The following is an 18,669-nucleotide window of genomic DNA, read 5'->3' as shown; positions in this document are numbered from 1 at the left end:
GCGTTTCCTTTGTTCATCGGCCGCTCACCGCTCGGAGACCGAGCTGAGCGCAGCGTCCACGGTGGAGACCAGGAGTTCACGTTCCTCGGGGGATGCCTCCCGGGAGCGCACGTGCTCAAGGAACCCGCAGCAGATATCGGCGTCGTCCACCGCCGCGGCGATGCGTTGGCTGTAGGTGCGGGAGTCCTCCGGGCGGCCGCCTTCGGGCTCGAAGGCAAGGACCAGCGTGTCGGGGAAGCGGGCCCGCAGACGCTCCATGGCGCGCGGGGGCCGCTCGGGGTCGGTAAGGGTGATCGAGCAGTACGCGTGCTCGGCCTCGGCGAGGGAGGCATCGGCAAGGAGGTCCTCGATGCGGCCCCTCAGGACGGCGAGTTCCTTCGGCGCGGGCCACTGGACCGGCGTCACCGGGCCGAGCCCGGCGGCGGTCACCTCAACAAGCCAGGCACCCTTCGTCTGGCGGGCTTCGGAGAAGGAGTAGGCCAGGGGCGACCCCGAGTACCGGACGGTCGGGGAAAGCTTCTGCTGCCCGTGGAGGTGGCCCAGCGCCGTGTAGTCGAAGGCGTCGAACAGGTCCAGCGGAACGGCGCCGAGGCCCCCCAGCGCGAGGTCCCGTTCGCTGTCGGAGCTGGCGCCCCCGCTGGCGAAGGTATGGGCCATCACCACCGAGTGCACCGTGCCTGAGGCCCTGCGGCGGCGCAGGTCCTCCTCGATCCGCCGCACGGCCGCCCGGGTGACGCTGGAGTGGGTGGGCTCGGCCGAAAGGGCGCCGGCAACGACCCGCGGCTCGAGGTAGGGGATGCCGTACACGGCGAGCTCGGCGTCGCCGCCGAGGGAAAAGGTGACGGGCCGGTCGATGTCCTCGGTGCGGGTGCGCAGGTGCACTCCCCCGCGTTCGAGGATGCGCCCGCCGAAACCGAGCCGGGTGGCCGAGTCGTGGTTCCCGCTCGAGATGACGACCTCGGCACCGGCGCCGCGGAGCCGGTCGAGCGCCTCGTCGAAGAGCGCCACGACGTCCACGCCGGGCAGCGCCCGGTCGTACACGTCCCCGGCGACGAGCACGACGTCGACCTGCGCCTCGCGCACCGTCTTCTCCAGGTTGTCGACGAACATCCGCTGGGCCGCGAGGGTTCCCGTTCCATGGAAGGAACGGCCAAGGTGCCAATCCGAGGTGTGGAGTAACAGCATATTTTCACGCTACCGCCCGCCCCGGACATTCCTGGGGCTCCCGCGCGGGCGCCGGGGATATTCGACCCCAAAGGGGGTCCTCCGGCGCCCGCCGAGGCGGGCCGGCTGCTAGTTGCGGCCGGCCTTTCCGGGCCCCTTGTCGAAGAAGGAGCGCACCTCGTCGGCCGGGCCCGCCGGACCCGCGGCGGAGGCGTCCTGACCGCCTGCGGCCGGAACCTGTCCGGCCGGGGCGGAACCGGCTCCGGTGGGAGCCGGATCGGTGGCGGCCTCCGCAGCGGGCACGGCCGCCGGTGCGGGCGCGGTGCGCCTGCCGGCCCCGTCAATGCTGCGGAACACCAGTCCCGCGATGACCGCGCCGACGAGCGGCGCCGCGAAGAACAGCCACAGCTGGGCGAGGGCCCAGTCGCCGGTGAACAGCGCCGAGGCGGTGGAACGCGCGGGGTTGAGCCCGCCGTTGGTGACGGGGAGCAGCAGCGTGAGCAGGGCTGCGTAGGTCAGGCCCACGGCGAACGGGGCGGTGCTCCGGTTGCCCTGCCGGGCGGTGGCGCCGAGGAAGACGCCGACGAGGATGGCCGTGGTGACGACCTCGGCCAGGAAGGCGCTGGTCAGCGGGAACTGCGCCGCCGAATGCTCGTCGAAGCCGTTGGAGGCCCCCGCGAAGAGCCCGTTGACGTCCGTCAGCTGCGCATTGGCACTGAGCAGCAGCCACAGCAGGCCGCCGGCGGCCGCGCCGCCGATCAGCTGCGCCAGGACGTAGGGCAGCACCGATGACCAGGCGGTGCGTCCGGCCACTGCCGACCCGACGGTGACGGCGGGATTGAAATGCCCGCCCGAGATGTAGCCGAAGGCGATCATCGCGGCGAGCAGCGCGAACCCGAAAGCAAGGGTCGGCGGCACTCCGGCCTGCGTGTTGAGCATCGTGACGCCCAGTCCGGCGAGGACGACGGCGAAGGAACCGACGCCTTCGGCCGCGCACCGGGCCACTGTGCCGTAGGACCGCTCGGACAACGGGCCGGAGCGGTCGGGGCCGGCGGCGCGGTCCGTTCCGACGTCCGCCGTGGTGGGCTTTTTTTCATGCGACATAGGGCAGTGAGTCCTTCGGTTGGGGTTTTCGTGGGTGCCCGCGGTCGGCGCTCGCGCTCCCGGCAGCGGCGCACACCCGTCCAACGTCCCATCCTAGGCGTGGTCCCCGCCGGGCGGAATTCGTCCGGCCGAACCCGAGGCATGCGCGCCGGACCGGCCCGCCGGACGGACCTAGACTGGAAGGATGGCACACCACGCAACCTACCCCCAGCGCGTCCATGGGAGCCTGCTCGGCGGCGCCCTCGGAGACGCCCTGGGCTATCTTGTGGAACGCGACAGCCTGGCGGCGATCCGGTCCCGGTTCGGCCCGGGCGGGGTGAGAGCGCCCGCGGAGGACGCGCCCTTTGTCTTCTCCGACGACACGCAACTGACCCTCTACACGGTCGACGGGCTGGTCGAAGCACTCGAATGGGCCAACGACGGCGTCTCGGCCGACGAGATGGCCATCCTCTGGCTCGCCTACCTGCGCTGGCTTGCCACCCAGGGCGAGGCGCCGCCCGAGCCCGCGCCGGCCCCGCCTCCCCGGTGGATCGACGCCCAGACCGTCCTCCACCAGCGGAGGGACCCCGGCGATGCCTGCCTCACCGGCCTCCTCACCGGCATCATGGGAACCCGGAACCGCCCCCTCAACCCGCGGGCGAAGGGTTCCGGAGCGCTCATGCGCTCCGCTCCGTTCGGACTCGTGCCGCGGATCCCCCGCGAGATGGCGGACCGGTTGACGCTCGACGCCGCGGCGCTGACCCACGGCCATCCCGCGGCACAGACTCCTGCCGCCGTCTTCAGCCACCTCATCCGCTCCCTCGCCCTCGAGGAGCTGGACCTTCAAGCGGCGGTGCAGGCCGCCATCGGGCATGCCGGGGTCCTGGGTGACCCCGAGCTCGCCGACCGCCTCCGGGCGGCGGTCGCGCTTGCCGCGGACGGCCCGGTTCCCCCCGAGCGGGCCACCGAGGCGCTGGGCAGCGGGTGGCTCGCGCCGGAGGCGCTCGCCCTGGCCGTCTATGCGTCGCTTGCCTCCGCCGGGCCGGACCCCAGCGGGCACTTCACCGCCGGGGTCGTCCTGGCGGTGAACCACGACGGCGACAGCGACACGACCGGCTCCGTCACCGGGAATATCCTCGGGGCGCTCTACGGCGAGGATGCCCTGCCGGGGCACTGGCTCGGCAGGCTCGACGGCTCGGACGTGATCCGGGCCCTGGGAGACTTCCTCATCGCGGCCACCGGGGAGTAACCGGTCCCGGCGCGGCCGGCGGCCCGGCTGAGCGGCCTGCTGAAATGCCCAGGGCGTAACCGGCCGCCGCGACCGCCTGGCGCCGGAGGGATCGGCTGCGGGGGTACGCTCCCGGGCCGGGCCGGCAGGACGGCGCGTGCAGCGCGGCGCGGACCTACTGACTGCCTGCGGGCCAGAGCCCGCCGATCATCTGCAGGAACTCGGCCTCCGAAAGGACCTCGATCCGCTGCCCGCGCTCGTGCAGCTCGAGCACCCGGCGGGCCTTGCCGGTGACGCGGCCGTTGCGCAGGTCGGAAGCCACGAACCCGTCGCCGACCACCAGCACCGTGGTGCGGCGGGTGACCGCGCTGGCCGGCTGCGCGCCCACCCGCGCCGCCCGTTCCTTCGCCTGCGGGCGGGGCATGCCAAGGTCGCCGGTGAAGACGACGGTCTGCCCGTAGAGCGGGTGGTTTGCATCGGCGGCCGGGTTGGGCGGCGGGTTGTCGCCCTCCTCCGGCCACCCGGCCCACCCTGCCGCAGCACCGCGTTCCAGCGCCGTCCGGGTGGCCTTTGACAGTTCGTCGACCCCGGGCTCATAGGGCTCGGCGCGCGAAAGCGGGAGCCGCTGGACGGCCATGAGCTCCTCAACCGTCGAGGCGCCGCTGCGCCGGGCGATGTCCAGCAGAATGCCGGCGCAGGCGCGTGCGTCCTCCACGGCGTCGTGGTGGTTGACCAGCGGCACCCCAGCGGCTTCGGCGACGAACGGAAGGGAGTAGGAGGCGAGGGAGTAGCTGCGGCGCGAGAGCATCACGGTGCACGCGTAGTCCCAGCCGGGCCCGGCGAGCTCCGACACTTCGAGCGCCGAGCGGATCACCCCGAGGTCGAAGGCGGCGTTGTGGGCCACCAGGATGTCTCCGCCGATGAACCCGCCGATCTCGGGAAACAGGTCGCCGAACCTTGGGGCGGCGGCCACCTGGTCGGCCGTGATGCCGTGGATGGCGGTATTGCGGGAATCGAAGTAGTCGTGGCCCGCGGGCGGGCGCATCAGCCAGGAAGCCTCGTCGACGACGCGTCCGTCCCGGACCTTCGTGAGTCCCACCGCACAGGGCGAGCCCCGAAACCCGTTGGCTGTTTCAAAGTCGATCGCCGTGAACTCAATTCCCACCCCTCAAGGCTACCCGTGCCGCGGAGTGGAGCCGTTCACCCAACGTTCACGCGGGGACGGTGCCGGTAACCGCCGGCGGGTCGTAGGCTGAACCATGCCCGGTTCAATGCGCCCCCCTCAGTGGTACCTCTTCGATTACGGCATGGTGATCTCCACCGAGCCAACGGCCGAGGACTGGGACCGGCTGGAGGACGAGCTCGGTGTTGCGCGGCTGCGGGACCGTTCCTCGGCCTACTGGCGGCACCGCGACGGCTATGACGCTGGAGAGTCCAGCCCGGTCCTGTACTGGTCGCAGGTGGCCGGATACCCGGTCAGCGAAGCCCGCGCCTCCTGGCTCGACGTCCTCGACGCAAACCAGTGGTCCCACTACAACCTCGAGACCCTTGATGTGCTCGATGAACTCTCCGGCTCCGGGGCCCGCCTGGCGCTCCTGTCGAACATGCCCGCCCCGATGGTCGGGCATTTCGCCGGCGCCACGTGGACGAGGCACTTCGAGAAGCTGTTCTTCAGTTCGTCCCTGCGGCTGGCCAAGCCGGACGCCGCCATCTTCGCGCAGGTGCTGACCGAACTGGGCGCCGAGCCCGGGCATGTCCTCTTCATTGACGATTCGCCGGCGAACATCGAGGCCGCACGCTCCGCAGGGATCGACGCCCGGCTCTACGGGCCCGAGACGGACCTCTCGCGGGAGCTCAGGCGCCTGTCAGTATAGGACGCACCGCGTCGAAGCCCTCAACGCCCGCCGTCCACTCCGGCCGGCGGAAATCCTCCCGTGCCAGCAGAAGCAGCTGGTGTTCGCACACCTCGCCCGGGCGCGCCTCGATGACGGTGGTGCCGTTGGGCCGGTACCCGAGCGCCGCCGATACCCCGAGCGAGGCCGCGTTCCACACCGCCGCGTCGGAGACCGCCGCGTGGGCCCCGAGGTGGTCGAAGGCGAAGGAGAGGACCGCGGCACGCATCTCCTTGCCGAGCCCCCTGCCCTGCGCGTCCAGTGTCAGCCAGGAGCCGGTGCTGACCCGGCGCAGCAGCGGGAAGCTGCGCGCGGAGAGGTCCTGGACGCCGATGATGCGGTCCCCGTGCTGCACGGCGAAGCTGACGGTCCAGTCGTCGGGGCCGAGGGCGGCCCGCAGCCCCCAGTGGTATTTCAGGCTTTCCCGGATGAGGGTGTCCCGCGGCGCGTCGGTCCAGGGAACGTCGAACGGCATCACCGACGGGTCGTGGATGCCCGCCAGGATCGCCTCGACGAGCCCGGGCAGGTGCTCATCGCGCACCGGGGTGAGGGTGAGCCGCGGAGTGGTGATCGAGAGCCCGAAGAGCGGCCACAGCCCGGCCAGGCGGGGCCCGTCGGCGGTCACTGGGCTTCGCGGGCGCGGCGGCGCTTGAGGACCTTGCTGATGATGAACCACGCGGCACACAGTATCACCGCGGCGATGACGATCTTTTGGAAGGTGTCCGCGTAGCGCTCCACGAGATGCCAGCTCTCCCCGAGGTAGAAGCCGGCCAGGACGAAGATGCTGTTCCAGATGAGGCTGCCCGCCGTGGTGAGGAGCAGGAATTTCCCCTGCGGCATTCTTTCGATGCCCGCGGGGATCGAGATCAGGCTGCGGAAGAGCGGGATCATCCGGCCGAAGAAGACGGCGCGGTAGCCGTAGCGGGCGAACCACGCCTCAACCCTGTCGATGTCCTCAAGGTCGACGAGGGGCACCCGCCCGACGATCGCGCGCATCCGCCGCCGCCCGAGGCCGGCACCGAGCGCATAGAGTACGTAGGCGCCCACCACCGAGCCGAGGGTGGTCCAGAAGATCGCTTCGAACAGGGTGAAGTTGCCCCGGCTCGCCGTGAACCCGGCGAGCGGAAGGATGACCTCGCTCGGCAGCGGAGGAAAGAGGTTCTCAAGGGCGATGGCGAGGCCGGCGCCGGGCGCGCCGATGGTCTCCATGACGTTCACCGCCCACTCCGCTACCCCGCCCAGTGCGGATCCGTCGGACTCGGTGGTCAGGCCCTGCTGCAGAAATGTAGTCATATCGCCTTCAAGTCTGCCCTATGCCCGGGCCCCGCCGCCAAAACCGGTCAGGGCCGGGCGCCGTCCGCGGCATCGTCCAACGCCCGGATCAGGTGCGGCAGAAGCGCACGGAAGGCAAGGCCCCGGTGGCTGATGCGGTTCTTTTCCTCGGGGGTCAGTTCGGCGCAGGTGCGGTCGAGCCCGGCGGGAACCAGCAGCGGGTCGTACCCGAACCCGCCGGTGCCCCGGGGCCCGCCCAGCAGGGTCCCGCGCAGTTCGCCGACCTCCACGTGCACGGCACCGGTGGGCACGGCGAGCGCCGCGGCGCAGTGGAAGGCCGCCCCGCGGTGCTCCGGGCCGATGTCCGCGAGCTGGGCCAGGAGGAGTTCGAGGTTCGCCGCGTCGTCGCCGTGGCGGCCGGACCAGCGGGCCGAGAAGATCCCGGGAGCCCCGCCCAGGACGTCGACGGCGAGGCCGGAATCGTCGGCCACCGCCACGAGTCCGGTGGCAGCCGCGGTCTGGCGCGCCTTGAGCACTGCGTTCTCCTCGAAGGTGACGCCGCTCTCCACGACGTCCGCGGCCCCTGCCGTTTCGGCGTCCACCACCTGCGTGTCGACGTCGAGCCCGGGGACCTGCCCCCGCAGCAGCTCCCGCAGCTCACGGAGCTTGCCCTGGTTGCGGGTTGCGAGCACCAGCCGGTGCGCCGGCTCAGGCACCGACGGCTTCCTTGAGCGTGTCGAGCTGGATCTGGGTGAGCTGGGCGGTGCCCAGCAGGGCGAGGTCGAGCAGGGCATCGAGTTCGGCCCGGTCGAAGGGCGCGCCCTCCGCGGTGCCCTGGACCTCGACGAACTTCCCGGAGCCGGTGACAACGACGTTCATGTCGGTCTCGGCGCGCACGTCCTCGACGTAGGGAAGGTCAAGCATGGGGACGCCGTCGATGATGCCGACGCTGACAGCCGCAACAGTGTCAATCAGCGGTTTCGCATTGGCCGGGATCAGCTTCTTGTCCTTGGCGTAGCGGATGGCGTCGGCGAGGGCCACGTAGGCGCCGGTGATCGCCGCGGTGCGGGTGCCGCCGTCGGCCTGGAGTACGTCGCAGTCAAGCACGATCGTGTTCTCCCCCAGCGCCTTCGTGTCGATGATCGAGCGCAGCGAGCGGCCGATCAGGCGCGAGATCTCATGGGTGCGCCCGCCGATCTTGCCCTTGACCGACTCCCGGTCCGAGCGCGTGTTTGTGGCCCGCGGCAGCATCGCGTATTCGGCGGTCACCCAGCCCTTCCCCTCCCCCTTGAGCCAGCGCGGAACCCCGCTGGTCAGCGAGGCGGTGCACAGCACGCGGGTGTTGCCGAACTCGATCAGGGCCGAGCCCTCGGCCTGGGTGGACCACCCCCGGGTGATGCTGATGTTCCGCAGCTGGTCCGGGGTTCGGCCGTCGGCGCGCCGCACGGGCGGCTGTGCGGTGGTGCCCGTGGCGTCGGTACCGGAAACGGGCGTGGAGGAGGGCAGGTCGGCTGGGGTCATGAGGCAAGTCTAAACCGCACCGCGCGCCCGCCCGGCGGGGCGGCACCGCGCCCGCGGGGACCCTCAGCCCGCAGTGGCGGGAACCGGGGTGGCCGTCACCACGACGTTCTTCCCCCAGGGGTCCTCGGTGTAGCAGCTGATGATGACGAGGCGGTTCGGGACGACATTCCAGATGTCGCTGGTCTTGAGGGTGTCCTTGTCGTGGGTGGTGATCGCGTCGACGATGTAGCGCAGGGTGCCCGTCTTCGTCGTGACGCTCACCGTGTCACCGACCTCGGTGTGCGTGCTGAACCGGTCGAAGGGGGCTTCCCTGCCTTCCCAGCTGTGCCCGGTGATGTAGGTCGTGTTGTTCGATCCGGTGCCCGGCATGCCGTAGGAGGCGAGCCAGTAGCCGTCGTCGGTGAACGGAGGGACGATCGACTGGTTCTCCAGCTCGGCGGCGCTCGGCCGCAGCGGGAGCACCGCGACGTCGATGCCGGCTGCCTCCACCGTGAGGTGGGTGGGTGCGGCGGCGGCCGGTCCGGCCGGTGCCTTCGTGGGCGCTGCGCTCGGAGCGGCCGGAGCGGTGGTCGGTGAAGGCGTTTGCGAGAGCGTCGGCGGTGGCGCGGTGGGGTCGCTCCCGGCGGCCGGCGAGCCGGGCTGGAGCTGGGGATTGAACACGAGCAGGGCGAGCACCAGCGCCCCTGCCGAGGACAGCAGCAGGGCCAGGGCACGGCGGCGCCGGGACGCGCGCTCCTTCCGGTCCCCTGGTCGGGACGGGCCGCTGGGTACCGGGGGCCCGTCGGGGTGCGCCGTGGGTGCCATCGCTGCGGGCTCCTTTCAGGAGGATGGAGGTCGCGGCCCACCAGGAACCGGTACCTCCGCACAGGGTACAGTCCCCGCCGCGGGTGCGGCGGGGTCCGGCGCGTTGGCACGTTGAAAGGGCGGCCGGTCAGACCGTGTAGGACACCCCGGCGACGGCGACGGCGAGCTGCCCGCTGTACCGCGAGCGGGCTTCGCCGATCGAGACGTTGGCGTCGTTCCAGACGGGCAGGTGGGTCAGCAGCAGGCGCTTGGCCGCGGCCGCCTCGGCCGCTTCCCCCGCGCGGAGGCCGGTCAGGTGCACCCCGCTGATCGCGTCGTCGCGTCCCTCCTGGAACGCCGCCTCACACAGGAACAGGTCGGCCTCGGTCGCCGCCTCCACGAGGCCTTCGCACGAGTCGGTGTCCCCGGAGTAGGTCAGCACCCGGGTTTCGGGCACGCCGTCCGCGTTCGGCTCCGTGACCTCGATACGCAGTGCGTAGGCCTCCTCGGCGGGGTGCAGCACGGTGTAGGGGGTGATGCTGAACGGGCCGAGGCGCACCGTGGTGCGGTCCTGCCAGGAATGGAACTCGAAGTCCTCATGCATGCCGGGGTCCAGCGCCAGGCCGTACGCCGTCGCCATGCGGTCGGCCGTGGCGGCCGGGCCCCAGACGGGGATCCGGGGCCGCCCCCAGCCGGCGGGGTCCCAGTGCACCGCGACGTGGAGCCCGCACAGGTCCAGGCAGTGGTCGGGATGCAGGTGGCTCAGGAAGACCGCGTCGATCTGCCGCAGGTCCATGTACCGCTGGAGGGCCCCCAGGGAGCCGTTGCCGAGGTCCAGCAGGATCCGCCAGGTCCGGCCCTCGTGCTCGGCGGTGATGAGGTAGCACGACGCGGGCGACTGCGGGCCGGGGAAGGAGCCGCTGCAGCCCACGATCGTCAGTTTCACCGCGGGCCGCCGGAGGCGCTGATCATGTCCGGGGTGATCCGCGCGAGGCTTCCCGTGGGGTACTGCGCGGCGACGTGGTCGACGTGCTGGACGCTGAGCACCTCGGGGCCAAGGAACCGGCGGGCGAGGACCTCGAAGCTCTCGGCGTCCCCGGTGGCCAGGAAGCTGTGCTCCGCCGGACCGGGCCCGCTGCTGAGCAGGTCGTGGGACACCAGGGCCCGGTAGACGTCCTTGGCCGTCTCCTCGGCGCTGGAGACGAGGCTGACGCTGTCCCCCATGACGTACGAGATGACCCCGGTCAGCAGCGGGTAGTGGGTGCAGCCAAGCACCACGGTGTCGACGCCGGCGCGCTTCAGCGGCTCGAGGTACCGCTCGGCGGCCGAAAGAAGGTCCGGCCCCGCAGTGACCCCGGCCTCGACGTACTCAACGAACTCCGGGCAGGCCGCCGAGGTGATGCGCAGATGTGGAGCCGCGGCGAACGTGTCCTCGTAGGCCCGCGACCCGATGGTGGCGGAGGTCCCGATGACGCCGATGTCCCCGCTGCGGGTCGCCGCCACCGCCCGCCGGACGGCGGGCTGGATGACCTCGATGACGGGGATGCCGTACCGCGCGGTGTAGCGCTCCCGGGCGTCGCGGAGCACCGCCGCGGAGGCCGAGTTGCAGGCGATGACGAGCAGCTTCACGCCCGAGTCGACGAGCTCGTCCATGACGCCAAGCGCATGGGCGCGCACCCGGGCGATCGGCAGGGGCCCGTACGGGCCGTTGGCCGTGTCGCCGACGTAGAGGATCGACTCGTTCGGCAGTTGGTCGATGACGGCGCGGGCGACCGTCAGGCCGCCAACTCCGGAGTCGAAGATACCGATCGGCGCCCCGGACTTCATCGAGGGCGATGTTCCCGCAGGCTCTGAGCTCATAGTCTACTGAGAATAGGGCGTGCGGAGCCCGGAGACTAACTGATTCCGCGTGGGATCCATCACACCGAAGGCGGGGGCCGCCTACCGGGCGGTGCGGCCGCTGCTGAGCATCGCCTGCAGCAGGGACTCCTGGAGCCAGGTGAGGAAGTTGTACACGAGCGCCAGGTACGTCTCCACGTCCTCGGCGTCGGCGAAATCATCGATCCCGTGGAGGCGGGCGGCGTCCTCGTCGGTCCGGATCCCCAGCCGGTCGGCCAGCACAAGCCGGACATCGTTGAAGGCCTGGGCCATCAGCCGCCCCTGCTCGGGGTTCAGCGTCACGGGGTTGTTCTCGAGCAGCAGGGCGCTGCTGCGCAGCGCGCCGATCTTCTGTTCGCGCAGGGAACGCTCGGTGAGCCTGCGGAATTCGAGTGCTTCGGCCTCGTCGCCCCGCACGGCGTCGGGCAACAGGCGCTGGAGCGCCGAGTCCGTGGGCCGCTCCGCCTCGGTGTCCACCCCGACCATCGCGGCCAGCGGGTCGGTGCTGGGGCCGGTCTCCGGCTCGAGCATGGTGATGATGTCGCTGAACAGGGTGCCCAGGAGGCGCACCTCACCCGGCTCGAAGTGTCCGGTGATCCCGCGGCGGGTCGACTTGAACGGTTTTGCCATGGAGGGCTTACTCGCTTCCGGCTTTTTCGAAGGTGGCCCAGAGTCCGAACGAGTGCATGGCGACGGTGTCGCGCTCGGCCTTTTCCCTGCTGCCCGTGGCCACCGCCGACCGTCCCTGCTCGTGGACCTCGAGCATCAGCGTGCGCGCCTTGGACTCGCTGTACCCGAAGTAGGTCTGGAAGACGTAGCTCACGTAGGTCATGAGGTTCACCGGGTCGTTCCAGACGACAACGACCCAGGGCTGGTCCAGGCTGGCCTCTGAACGGGTTGAGGCTTCGTCCCGCACACGGGTATCTGTGGAAGCGCCAGGTGTCATGTACCTCATTCTAAGTTGCCCCGGGACCCCGGGCGGTCAGGTACTCACATAGCGAACGCCCCGCTAATGTTTGAACTGTGACCAAAGCCAGCAGCGCTCCGGCGCCCCGGAAGGGGCAGCCCAACACCTCACTGTTCACCGACCAGTACGAGCTCACGATGCTGCAGGCGGCCCTGCACTCGGGTGCCGCGCACCGCCGTTCGGTCTTCGAAGCCTTCGCCCGCCGGCTACCCGACGGCCGGCGCTACGGCGTCACCGCCGGAACCGGCCGCCTCCTCGAGGCGCTGGGCTCCTTCCGGTTCGAGGACGACCAGCTCGGATACCTCTCGGACAATGCCATCGTGGACGACCGGACCCTCGACTGGCTCGCCGACTTCTCCTTCAGCGGGGACATCTACGGCTACGCCGAGGGCGAGGCCTACTTCCCGAACTCCCCCATCCTGATCGTTGAATCCACCTTCGCCGAGGCATGCATCCTTGAGACCCTGGTGCTCTCCGTGCTCAACCACGACAGCGCCATCGCCTCGGCGGCCTCACGCATGACCAGCGCCGCCGCGGGCCGGCCGTGCATCGAGATGGGCTCGCGCCGCACCCACGAGGAATCCGCGGTGGCCGCCTCACGGGCCGCGATCATCGGCGGATTCGCCAGCACCTCCAACCTCGAAGCCGGCCGGCGCTACGGGGTACCCACCGTCGGCACGGCGGCCCACTCCTTCACCCTGCTCCACGACACCGAACGCCAAGCCTTCGAGGCCCAGGTCGAGGCCCTCGGCCGGGGCACCTCCCTCCTCGTTGACACCTATGACGTCGAACAGGGGGTGCGCACGGCCGTGGAGGTGGCCGGCCCGGACCTGGGGGCGGTGCGGCTCGACTCCGGCGACCTCGTGACCCAGGCCCGCTGGGTGCGCGAACTGCTCGATGACCTGGGCAACACCAACACCCGCATCGTGGTGACCTCCGACCTCGACGAGTTCGCCATCGGACTGCTGGCCTCGGCGCCCGTCGACGCCTACGGCGTGGGAACCTCCCTGGTGACCGGCTCGGGCGCCCCGACCGCCGGGATGGTCTACAAGCTGGTCAGCCGCGAGGACAACGACGGCACCTTCGTGTCGGTGGCGAAGGCGGCGAAGAACAAGTCGTCAGTGGGCGGGAGGAAATACGCCCTGCGCCGGCTCGATGAACACGGGAGGGCCACGGCCGAGGTGGTGGGCATCTCCGCATCGCCGACCGACGACGGCAATGACCGCCCCCTGCTCCAGCAGCTCGTCAAGGGCGGGGAGGTCCTGCCCGGCTGGACCGGCGCGGAGGGCGTCCAGCGGGCGGCCCTGCGCCACTCGGAGTCCGTCGCCGAGCTTCCGGAGTCCGTGCACCGCCTTCAGCGCGGCGAGCCAGCCATCCCAACCGAGTACGAGGAGATTCTTCCATGACGCGCGCACTGATCATCATCGACGTCCAAAACGACTTCTGCGAGGGTGGTTCCCTCGCGGTGGAGGGCGGCGCGGAGGTCGCGGCCGCCATCAGCGACCACGCCGACGCCCGCGCGGCCGACTACGACTACGTCGTGGCCACCCAGGACTGGCACATCGATCCGGGGCCGCATTTCTCCGAGACTCCGGACTTCATCGACTCCTGGCCCGTTCACTGCGTGGCCGATACCCGCGGGGCGGACTTCCACCCCGACCTCGACACTGAAAACCTCGACGCGGTGTTCCGCAAGGGCCAGTTCGAGGCCGCCTACTCCGGTTTCGAGGGCGTCCTGGCGCCCGAGGACGAGGTTCCCACCGGGGAGCGGAAGCTCGGCGCGGCCCTGGCCGAGCCGGACGAGACGCCGCTGAGCCTCGACGACTGGCTGCGGGACCGCGACGTCGACGAGGTGGTGGTGGCCGGTCTGGCCGCCGACTACTGCGTGCGCGCCACGGCCCTGGATGCCCTCGCGGCCGGCTATTCGGTCACGGTGCTTCCGGACCTGACCCGGGCGGTACATGCCGGGAAGATCGAGGACACCTTCGAGGAACTCGAATCGGCGGGGGTCGAAGTCCGGCGCTGAGTACCGGCACCCGTCACCCCGGTCCCGGGACCGGGATAACGGGTGCCGGGTGCCGGGGGTCGGCAGGAGCCTATTTGCGCCCGATGAACCAGTCCTGCAGCTTCTTCAGGCGGCGCTGCAGCTGTTCCTCGTTGGCCTGCGCGACCGCGGGCCCGCCGCAGGCCTTGCGCAGCTCGGTGTGGACCACGCCGTGGGGCGTGCCCGTGCGGGCCGACCAGGCGGAAACGTTCTTGGCGAGCTGGCCGCGCAGCTCCGTCAGCTGCCGGTGGTCGGGCACCGATGGGTCCGCCGGGGCGGGCTCGGCGGGGCGCCCGCGCCGCCGAGACTGCTGCTCCTGCTGGCGTTGGCGGAGCAGCTGCCCCACCTGGTCGGCGTCCAACAGCCCGGGGATGCCCAGGAAGTCGAACTCCTCCTCGCTTCCCATCTCACCGCCGGTGCCGAACTCGCCGCCGTCGAAGAGCACGCGGTCGAAGGAGGCCTGCGACTCAAGGGCTTCGAACTTCTGCTTCGTGAGCGAATCCGAGGCCTTCTCCTCGCGGTTCGCGGCCTCCATCAGGCCGTCCTCGAGGGCGAAGTCGTCCTCCTCCCCCGTCTTGGGGCGGTCCAGGGCGTGGTCGCGCTCGGCCTCCAGCTGGTTGGCCAGCGCCATGAGGTTCGGGACGGAGGGCAGGAAGATCGACGCCGTTTCGCCGCGGCGCCGCGCGCGCACGTACCGGCCGACGGCCTGGGCGAAGAAGAGCGGGGTCGCCGTGGAGGTCGCGTACACCCCGACCGCCAGCCGCGGCACGTCAACGCCCTCGGAGACCATGCGGACGGCGACCATCCACCGCGTCGTGTCCGCGGAGAACTCCTCGATCTTCGAGGACGCCTTCACATCGTCGGAGAGGATGACCGTCGGGGATTCCCCCGTGATCTTCTTGAGCCGGCCGGCGTAGGCGCGGGCGTCGTCGTGGTCCGTCGCGATGACCAGCCCGCCGGCGTCGGGCACCGTGCGCCGCACCTCGGTGAGGCGCTTGTCGGCCGCCGCGAGCACCGCGGGGATCCACTCGCCGGAGGGGTTCAGGGCGGTGCGCCAGGCCTGGGCGGTGATGTCCTTGGTCACAGCGGCCTCACCGAGGGAGGCGGCCATCTCGTCGCCGGTGCTCGTGCGCCAGCGCATCTGGCCCGAGTAGGCCATGAAGATCACCGGGCGCACCACGTGGTCGCGCAGTGCCTGCCCGTACCCGTAGGTGTAGTCCGAGCGCGAGCGCCGGATGCCCTCGCCGTCCTCGACGTACTCAACGAACGGAATCGCGGCGGTGTCGGACCGGAAGGGGGTGCCGGTCAGGGCGAGCCGGCGGGTGGCGGGCTCGAAGGCTTCGCGGATGCCGTCACCCCAGGACAGGGCGTCGCCGCCGTGGTGGATCTCGTCGAGGATCACCAGGGTCTTCGCCGCTTCGGTCTTGGCCCGGTGGAGCATGGGTTTGCTGGCGACCTGGGCATAGGTGACGGCGACGCCGATGAAGCCGTTCCCGTGGCGGCCGTCGGCGTTCTTGAAGTTCGGGTCGATGGCCAGGCCCACCCGCGCGGCGGCGTCGGCCCACTGCCGCTTCAGGTGGTCGGTGGGGGCCACGACGGTGACGCGGTTCACGATGCCGCGCTCCACCAGTTCGGTGGCGACGCGCAGGGCGAAGGTCGTCTTACCCGCCCCGGGGGTTGCGACGGCGAGGAAATCCTGCGGCGAATTGGCGAAGTACTTCTCGAGGGCCTCACTCTGCCACTGCCGGAGCTTGGGAGCCGTACCCCAGGCCGCACGTTCCGGATAGGCGGGCGGCAGGGCTGGGCCGGCCCCGAACAGGGTGTCACTACTCACGCCGGGACAGTACCTTCCATTGACTTCTTGGTGTCCTTTTCGGGGCCGGCCTTGGGTGCCTGTGCCCCTCTCAGACCGGAAACTATACCTGCTGCCGCGAACAGGCACAGAGCCAGCCAGATCGCAACAAAGACCTCCACGCGTCCGGGCGCCGCGGGGTCCCGCAGCAGCGCGAAGAGGGTCCCGGCGCCGGCGGTGCCGGCCACGCCGCCGAGCTGGTCGGCGATCTGCAGGGAGGCCGAATTGCGGCCCTGTTCGTCCCTGGGCGAGAGCGAGAGCACCAGGACCGAGGTGCTCGAAAGGGTCATGCCCATCGCCATTCCCGCCAGGGCCCACACCAGGACCAGGACGGGAAGGGGCGCCGCCACCCCCGAGGCCAGGGCGAAGCCGCCCAGGGCCAGCGACAGCAGGGTTGAACCGGCCACCAGGAGCCACTGGCGGCGGAACCGCACCCGGGTCTGCAGGAAGGAGCCGGCACTCCAGCCCAGCGCGCCGGCGCTGAGGGCCAGCCCGGCGGTGGACACGCTGACCCCGCGGGAGCTCACGAGCATCAGCGGGATGAACGCCTCCGCCCCGAAGAAGGCGACGTTCACCAGCCCGCGGGTTCCGATGATGCTTGGCAGGCCCCGGCCGAAGCGGAGGGTGCCGCGCGGCAGCAAGCCGGGAAGGGTGATGAGCACCGCCGCCAGCCCGGCCGCGGCGAGGGCGGCCAGGAGCCCGGTCGCGGCAGCACTGGTGCCGTCGACCGCCAGCCGGCTCACGGCCCACTGCACGGCGAAGACACCGCCGGAAAGGCCAAGGCCGCGTACGGCACGCTGCCAACCGGCGTTCCCGCCGGCGTTGGCGGCGGTGTCACCCGCCGGTCCGAGGGCGCGGATCCGCGGAGCGACGATGAGTCCGGCGGCCGCCACCAGGGGCGCAACGCCGAGGAACACCCACCGCCAGTGCAGCTCCTCGGCCACCACGCCCGCCACCAGGGGTCCCACGAGGGAGGGCACGACCCAGGCGGCCGAGAGCCAGCCGAAGACAACGGGTTGGGCCCCGGAGGGAAAGGCCCGTCCAATGACCACGTAGACGGCGACGATCAGGAAGCCGCCGCCGAGCCCGGAGACCGCACGGCCGGCCGTGACCACCCAGAACTCCGGCGCCGCCCCGGAGAGGAGCAGGCCGGCGATCATCAGGGCCATACCGACCCCGAGCGCGGGACGCGGACCCTGCCGGTCGGTCCAGGACCCCGCCAGGACGGTGCCCAGCAGGGACGCGGTGAGGTACATCGAGAAGGCGAGCCCGTAGCTCGCCTCCCCACCCAGCTCGGCGGCCACGGCGGGCATGGCGGTAGCCACCGCCATTGCCTCGAAGGCGGCACAGGTGATGATGGCGATCAGCCCGATCGTCAGCGGACGCAGGCGGGCCGCCATCGCGGATTCGGGCGCGGGGGTATCCGTCATTTCACCTTACGCGTCGTAGCTCTCCTCCTGCGGCGGGCCGGAGGCGGTGGGGCGGGAGCCGGGAACCGGCCGGAGGCCTACTTCGGCGTTTCGTCCTTGCCGGGCCGCAGGCCGTTGTAGATTTCCTTGCACTCGGGGCACACCGGGAACTTCTCCGGGTCGCGGCCCGGGGTCCAGACCTTGCCGCAGAGCGCAATGACGGGCTCGCCGGTGAGGGCGGATTCCATGATCTTTTCCTTGCGCACATAGTGCGCGAAGCGCTCACTGTCGCCGGGCTCCACCTCCTGGCGCATCTCCTCCCGCTCAAGGGTGGCGGTCGAGCCGGCGCCGGGGCTGTCCAGGGGATCGTTGGCAAAGGGGTCTGCGGGCATCGTCATGAGCCCATTCTACCGCCGGCCCCCGGTGCGTCAGGCGGGACGGCCGAAGGATCCGGCCCGCTGGTACTGCGGCACCGGGTCCAGCTCCCGCTGCAGGGCGGAGGCCGCCCGCAGCCACCAGTGGGGGTCGCGCAGCGCCGCCCGGGCGATGAGCACGACGTCGGCCTTCCCCCCTCGGATGATGGCCTCGGCCTGCTCCGGGGCGTCGATCAGGCCGACGGCCCCGGTGGGCAGCCCGGCCGCCCGCACCGTCTCGGCGAACTCCACCTGGTATCCCGGCCCAACGGGGATCTTCGCGTGCGGCACCGCACCACCGGAGGAGACGTCGATGAAGTCGACCCCGCGCTCGGCCGCCTGCCGCGCGAGCCGCGCCGACGCGGCCCCGTCCAGGCCGCCCTCGACCCAGTCGGAGGCGGAGATGCGCAGGAGCAGGGGCATTTCGGCCGGGATGTTCCGGCGGACCTCATCGATCACTTCGAGCGTGAGCCGGAACCGGCCCTCCTCGGAACCGCCCCAGCCGTCGGTGCGGGTGTTGACCAGCGGGGTCAGGAACTCGTGCAGCAGGTAGCCGTGCGCGCCGTGGATTTCGACGGTGTCGAAACCGGCCTCGACGGCGCGCCGCGCCGCGAGGCCGAAGTCGCGGATCACCGCGAGGATGTCATCCTCCACCATGGCCCGCGGGGCGGCGTAACCGTCGAAGGCGTCGTTGGTGGGGCCGACCGTCTGCCAGCCCCCCTCGGCCTCGGGCACCGAGCCGTGCAGCCCGCTGAAGGGCCAGTACGTCGAGGCCTTGCGCCCGGCATGGGCCAGCTGGATCCCGGTGAGGGTGCCGGGGATGCCTTGGGTATGGATGAAGTCGGTGATGCGGCGCCAGGCCGCCACCTGCTCCCCGTTGTAGATGCCCGCATCCCGCGGGCTGATCCGTCCCTCGGGGTTCACCGCAGCGGCCTCGGTGATGATCAGCGCCGCTCCCCCTGCGGCGAACTGGCCAAGGTGCATCAGGTGCCAGTCCGTCGGCACCCCGGGGGCGCCCACCGGGTCGCAGGAGTACTGGCACATCGCGGCCACCCACCCCCGGTGGGGCACCGTCAGCGAACGCAGGGTGATCGGGTCGAACAGGCCGGGGGCGGTGCCGGAAGTCATGAAGTCCTAACGGTGGGTGGAACGGGGTGCGGAGC

Annotated in this window: 20 protein-coding genes; 4 read left to right on the top strand and 16 right to left on the bottom strand. The window is 71.2% G+C overall.

Annotated elements, in window-relative coordinates:
* Window positions 1-24: 24 nt before the first annotated feature.
* Window positions 25-1,185: an exonuclease SbcCD subunit D gene (locus ACX80W_RS05765; protein WP_459281254.1), complete on the bottom strand. Its 1,161-nt coding sequence runs from the start codon at window positions 1,183-1,185 to the stop codon at window positions 25-27.
* A gap of 108 nt (window positions 1,186-1,293) precedes the next feature.
* Entirely contained in the window at window positions 1,294-2,268 is a 975-nt protein-coding gene (locus tag ACX80W_RS05760) for an aquaporin (protein ID WP_459281252.1), read from the bottom strand.
* A gap of 184 nt (window positions 2,269-2,452) precedes the next feature.
* Between ACX80W_RS05760 and ACX80W_RS05755 the strand changes: the two genes are divergently transcribed.
* Window positions 2,453-3,496 carry an ADP-ribosylglycohydrolase family protein gene (locus ACX80W_RS05755; RefSeq protein WP_459281251.1) on the top strand — a complete coding sequence of 348 codons (1,044 nt, stop codon included), beginning with the start codon at window positions 2,453-2,455 and terminating at the stop codon, window positions 3,494-3,496.
* Window positions 3,497-3,650: 154 nt separating this feature from the next.
* On the opposite strand, the gene ACX80W_RS05750 is transcribed toward ACX80W_RS05755, so the two are convergent.
* Window positions 3,651-4,640, bottom strand: a complete 990-nt coding sequence (locus tag ACX80W_RS05750) for a 3'-5' exonuclease (RefSeq protein WP_459281249.1) — start codon at window positions 4,638-4,640, stop codon at window positions 3,651-3,653.
* 94 nt (window positions 4,641-4,734) lie between these two features.
* Between ACX80W_RS05750 and ACX80W_RS05745 the strand changes: the two genes are divergently transcribed.
* The gene (locus ACX80W_RS05745) at window positions 4,735-5,349 is read left to right on the top strand and encodes an HAD family hydrolase (protein WP_459281247.1); all 615 of its coding nucleotides are present in this window, start codon (window positions 4,735-4,737) and stop codon (window positions 5,347-5,349) included.
* Here ACX80W_RS05745 and ACX80W_RS05740 read toward each other — a convergent pair.
* From ACX80W_RS05740 to clpS, 9 genes are all read right to left on the bottom strand, one after another.
* Window positions 5,330-5,992, bottom strand: a complete 663-nt coding sequence (locus ACX80W_RS05740; RefSeq protein ID WP_459281246.1) for a GNAT family N-acetyltransferase — start codon at window positions 5,990-5,992, stop codon at window positions 5,330-5,332. The two genes, ACX80W_RS05745 and ACX80W_RS05740, sit on opposite strands and share 20 nt — an antisense overlap.
* Window positions 5,989-6,660 (bottom strand): DedA family protein, encoded by a 672-nt coding sequence (locus tag ACX80W_RS05735; RefSeq protein WP_459281244.1) that lies wholly within the window; start codon window positions 6,658-6,660, stop codon window positions 5,989-5,991. Before ACX80W_RS05735 ends, ACX80W_RS05740 begins: the two co-directional genes overlap by 4 nt.
* A gap of 47 nt (window positions 6,661-6,707) precedes the next feature.
* Window positions 6,708-7,355: an RdgB/HAM1 family non-canonical purine NTP pyrophosphatase gene (gene rdgB, locus ACX80W_RS05730; RefSeq protein WP_459281242.1), complete on the bottom strand. Its 648-nt coding sequence runs from the start codon at window positions 7,353-7,355 to the stop codon at window positions 6,708-6,710.
* Window positions 7,348-8,160: a ribonuclease PH gene (gene rph, locus ACX80W_RS05725; RefSeq protein ID WP_459281240.1), complete on the bottom strand. Its 813-nt coding sequence runs from the start codon at window positions 8,158-8,160 to the stop codon at window positions 7,348-7,350. Before rph ends, rdgB begins: the two co-directional genes overlap by 8 nt.
* Before the next feature lie 63 nt (window positions 8,161-8,223).
* Window positions 8,224-8,964 carry a class F sortase gene (locus tag ACX80W_RS05720; protein ID WP_459281239.1) on the bottom strand — a complete coding sequence of 247 codons (741 nt, stop codon included), beginning with the start codon at window positions 8,962-8,964 and terminating at the stop codon, window positions 8,224-8,226.
* Between the two features lie 127 nt (window positions 8,965-9,091).
* Entirely contained in the window at window positions 9,092-9,889 is a 798-nt protein-coding gene (locus ACX80W_RS05715) for an MBL fold metallo-hydrolase (protein ID WP_459281237.1), read from the bottom strand.
* Entirely contained in the window at window positions 9,886-10,803 is a 918-nt protein-coding gene (gene murI, locus ACX80W_RS05710; RefSeq protein ID WP_459281235.1) for a glutamate racemase, read from the bottom strand. The genes ACX80W_RS05715 and murI overlap by 4 nt, the downstream gene beginning before the upstream one ends.
* Window positions 10,804-10,884: 81 nt before the next feature.
* On the bottom strand, window positions 10,885-11,451 hold the full coding sequence (locus ACX80W_RS05705; RefSeq protein WP_459281233.1) for a DUF2017 domain-containing protein: 567 nt from the start codon (window positions 11,449-11,451) through the stop codon (window positions 10,885-10,887).
* Window positions 11,452-11,458: 7 nt separating this feature from the next.
* Window positions 11,459-11,767: an ATP-dependent Clp protease adapter ClpS gene (clpS, locus tag ACX80W_RS05700; RefSeq protein WP_459281231.1), complete on the bottom strand. Its 309-nt coding sequence runs from the start codon at window positions 11,765-11,767 to the stop codon at window positions 11,459-11,461.
* Window positions 11,768-11,925: 158 nt separating this feature from the next.
* Here clpS and ACX80W_RS05695 point away from each other — a divergent pair, with 158 nt between their 5' ends.
* Both ACX80W_RS05695 and ACX80W_RS05690 read left to right on the top strand, forming a co-directional pair.
* Complete coding sequence (locus ACX80W_RS05695; protein ID WP_459281368.1) at window positions 11,926-13,194, top strand: nicotinate phosphoribosyltransferase; 1,269 nt, start codon at window positions 11,926-11,928, stop codon at window positions 13,192-13,194.
* On the top strand, window positions 13,191-13,814 hold the full coding sequence (locus tag ACX80W_RS05690; RefSeq protein ID WP_459281229.1) for an isochorismatase family protein: 624 nt from the start codon (window positions 13,191-13,193) through the stop codon (window positions 13,812-13,814). Before ACX80W_RS05695 ends, ACX80W_RS05690 begins: the two co-directional genes overlap by 4 nt.
* A 70-nt stretch (window positions 13,815-13,884) precedes the next feature.
* Here the strand turns inward: ACX80W_RS05690 and ACX80W_RS05685 are convergent, their stop codons facing one another.
* The 4 genes from ACX80W_RS05685 to ACX80W_RS05670 form a co-directional block, all read right to left on the bottom strand.
* Entirely contained in the window at window positions 13,885-15,666 is a 1,782-nt protein-coding gene (locus ACX80W_RS05685; RefSeq protein ID WP_459281227.1) for a DEAD/DEAH box helicase, read from the bottom strand.
* On the bottom strand, window positions 15,663-17,114 hold the full coding sequence (locus tag ACX80W_RS05680; protein WP_459281226.1) for an MFS transporter: 1,452 nt from the start codon (window positions 17,112-17,114) through the stop codon (window positions 15,663-15,665). The genes ACX80W_RS05685 and ACX80W_RS05680 overlap by 4 nt, the downstream gene beginning before the upstream one ends.
* A gap of 77 nt (window positions 17,115-17,191) precedes the next feature.
* Window positions 17,192-17,491, bottom strand: coding sequence for a DUF3039 domain-containing protein (locus ACX80W_RS05675; RefSeq protein ID WP_459281224.1), 300 nt, complete (start codon window positions 17,489-17,491; stop codon window positions 17,192-17,194).
* A 30-nt stretch (window positions 17,492-17,521) separates the two neighbouring features.
* Window positions 17,522-18,634 carry an NADH:flavin oxidoreductase/NADH oxidase gene (locus ACX80W_RS05670; RefSeq protein WP_459281222.1) on the bottom strand — a complete coding sequence of 371 codons (1,113 nt, stop codon included), beginning with the start codon at window positions 18,632-18,634 and terminating at the stop codon, window positions 17,522-17,524.
* Window positions 18,635-18,669: the final 35 nt, after the last annotated feature.

The sequence above is a fragment of the Arthrobacter melezitosi genome, assembly GCF_054511055.1.
The sequence above is the reverse complement of the archived record's forward strand: the minus strand, read 5'-3'. Positions and strand labels throughout refer to the sequence as shown.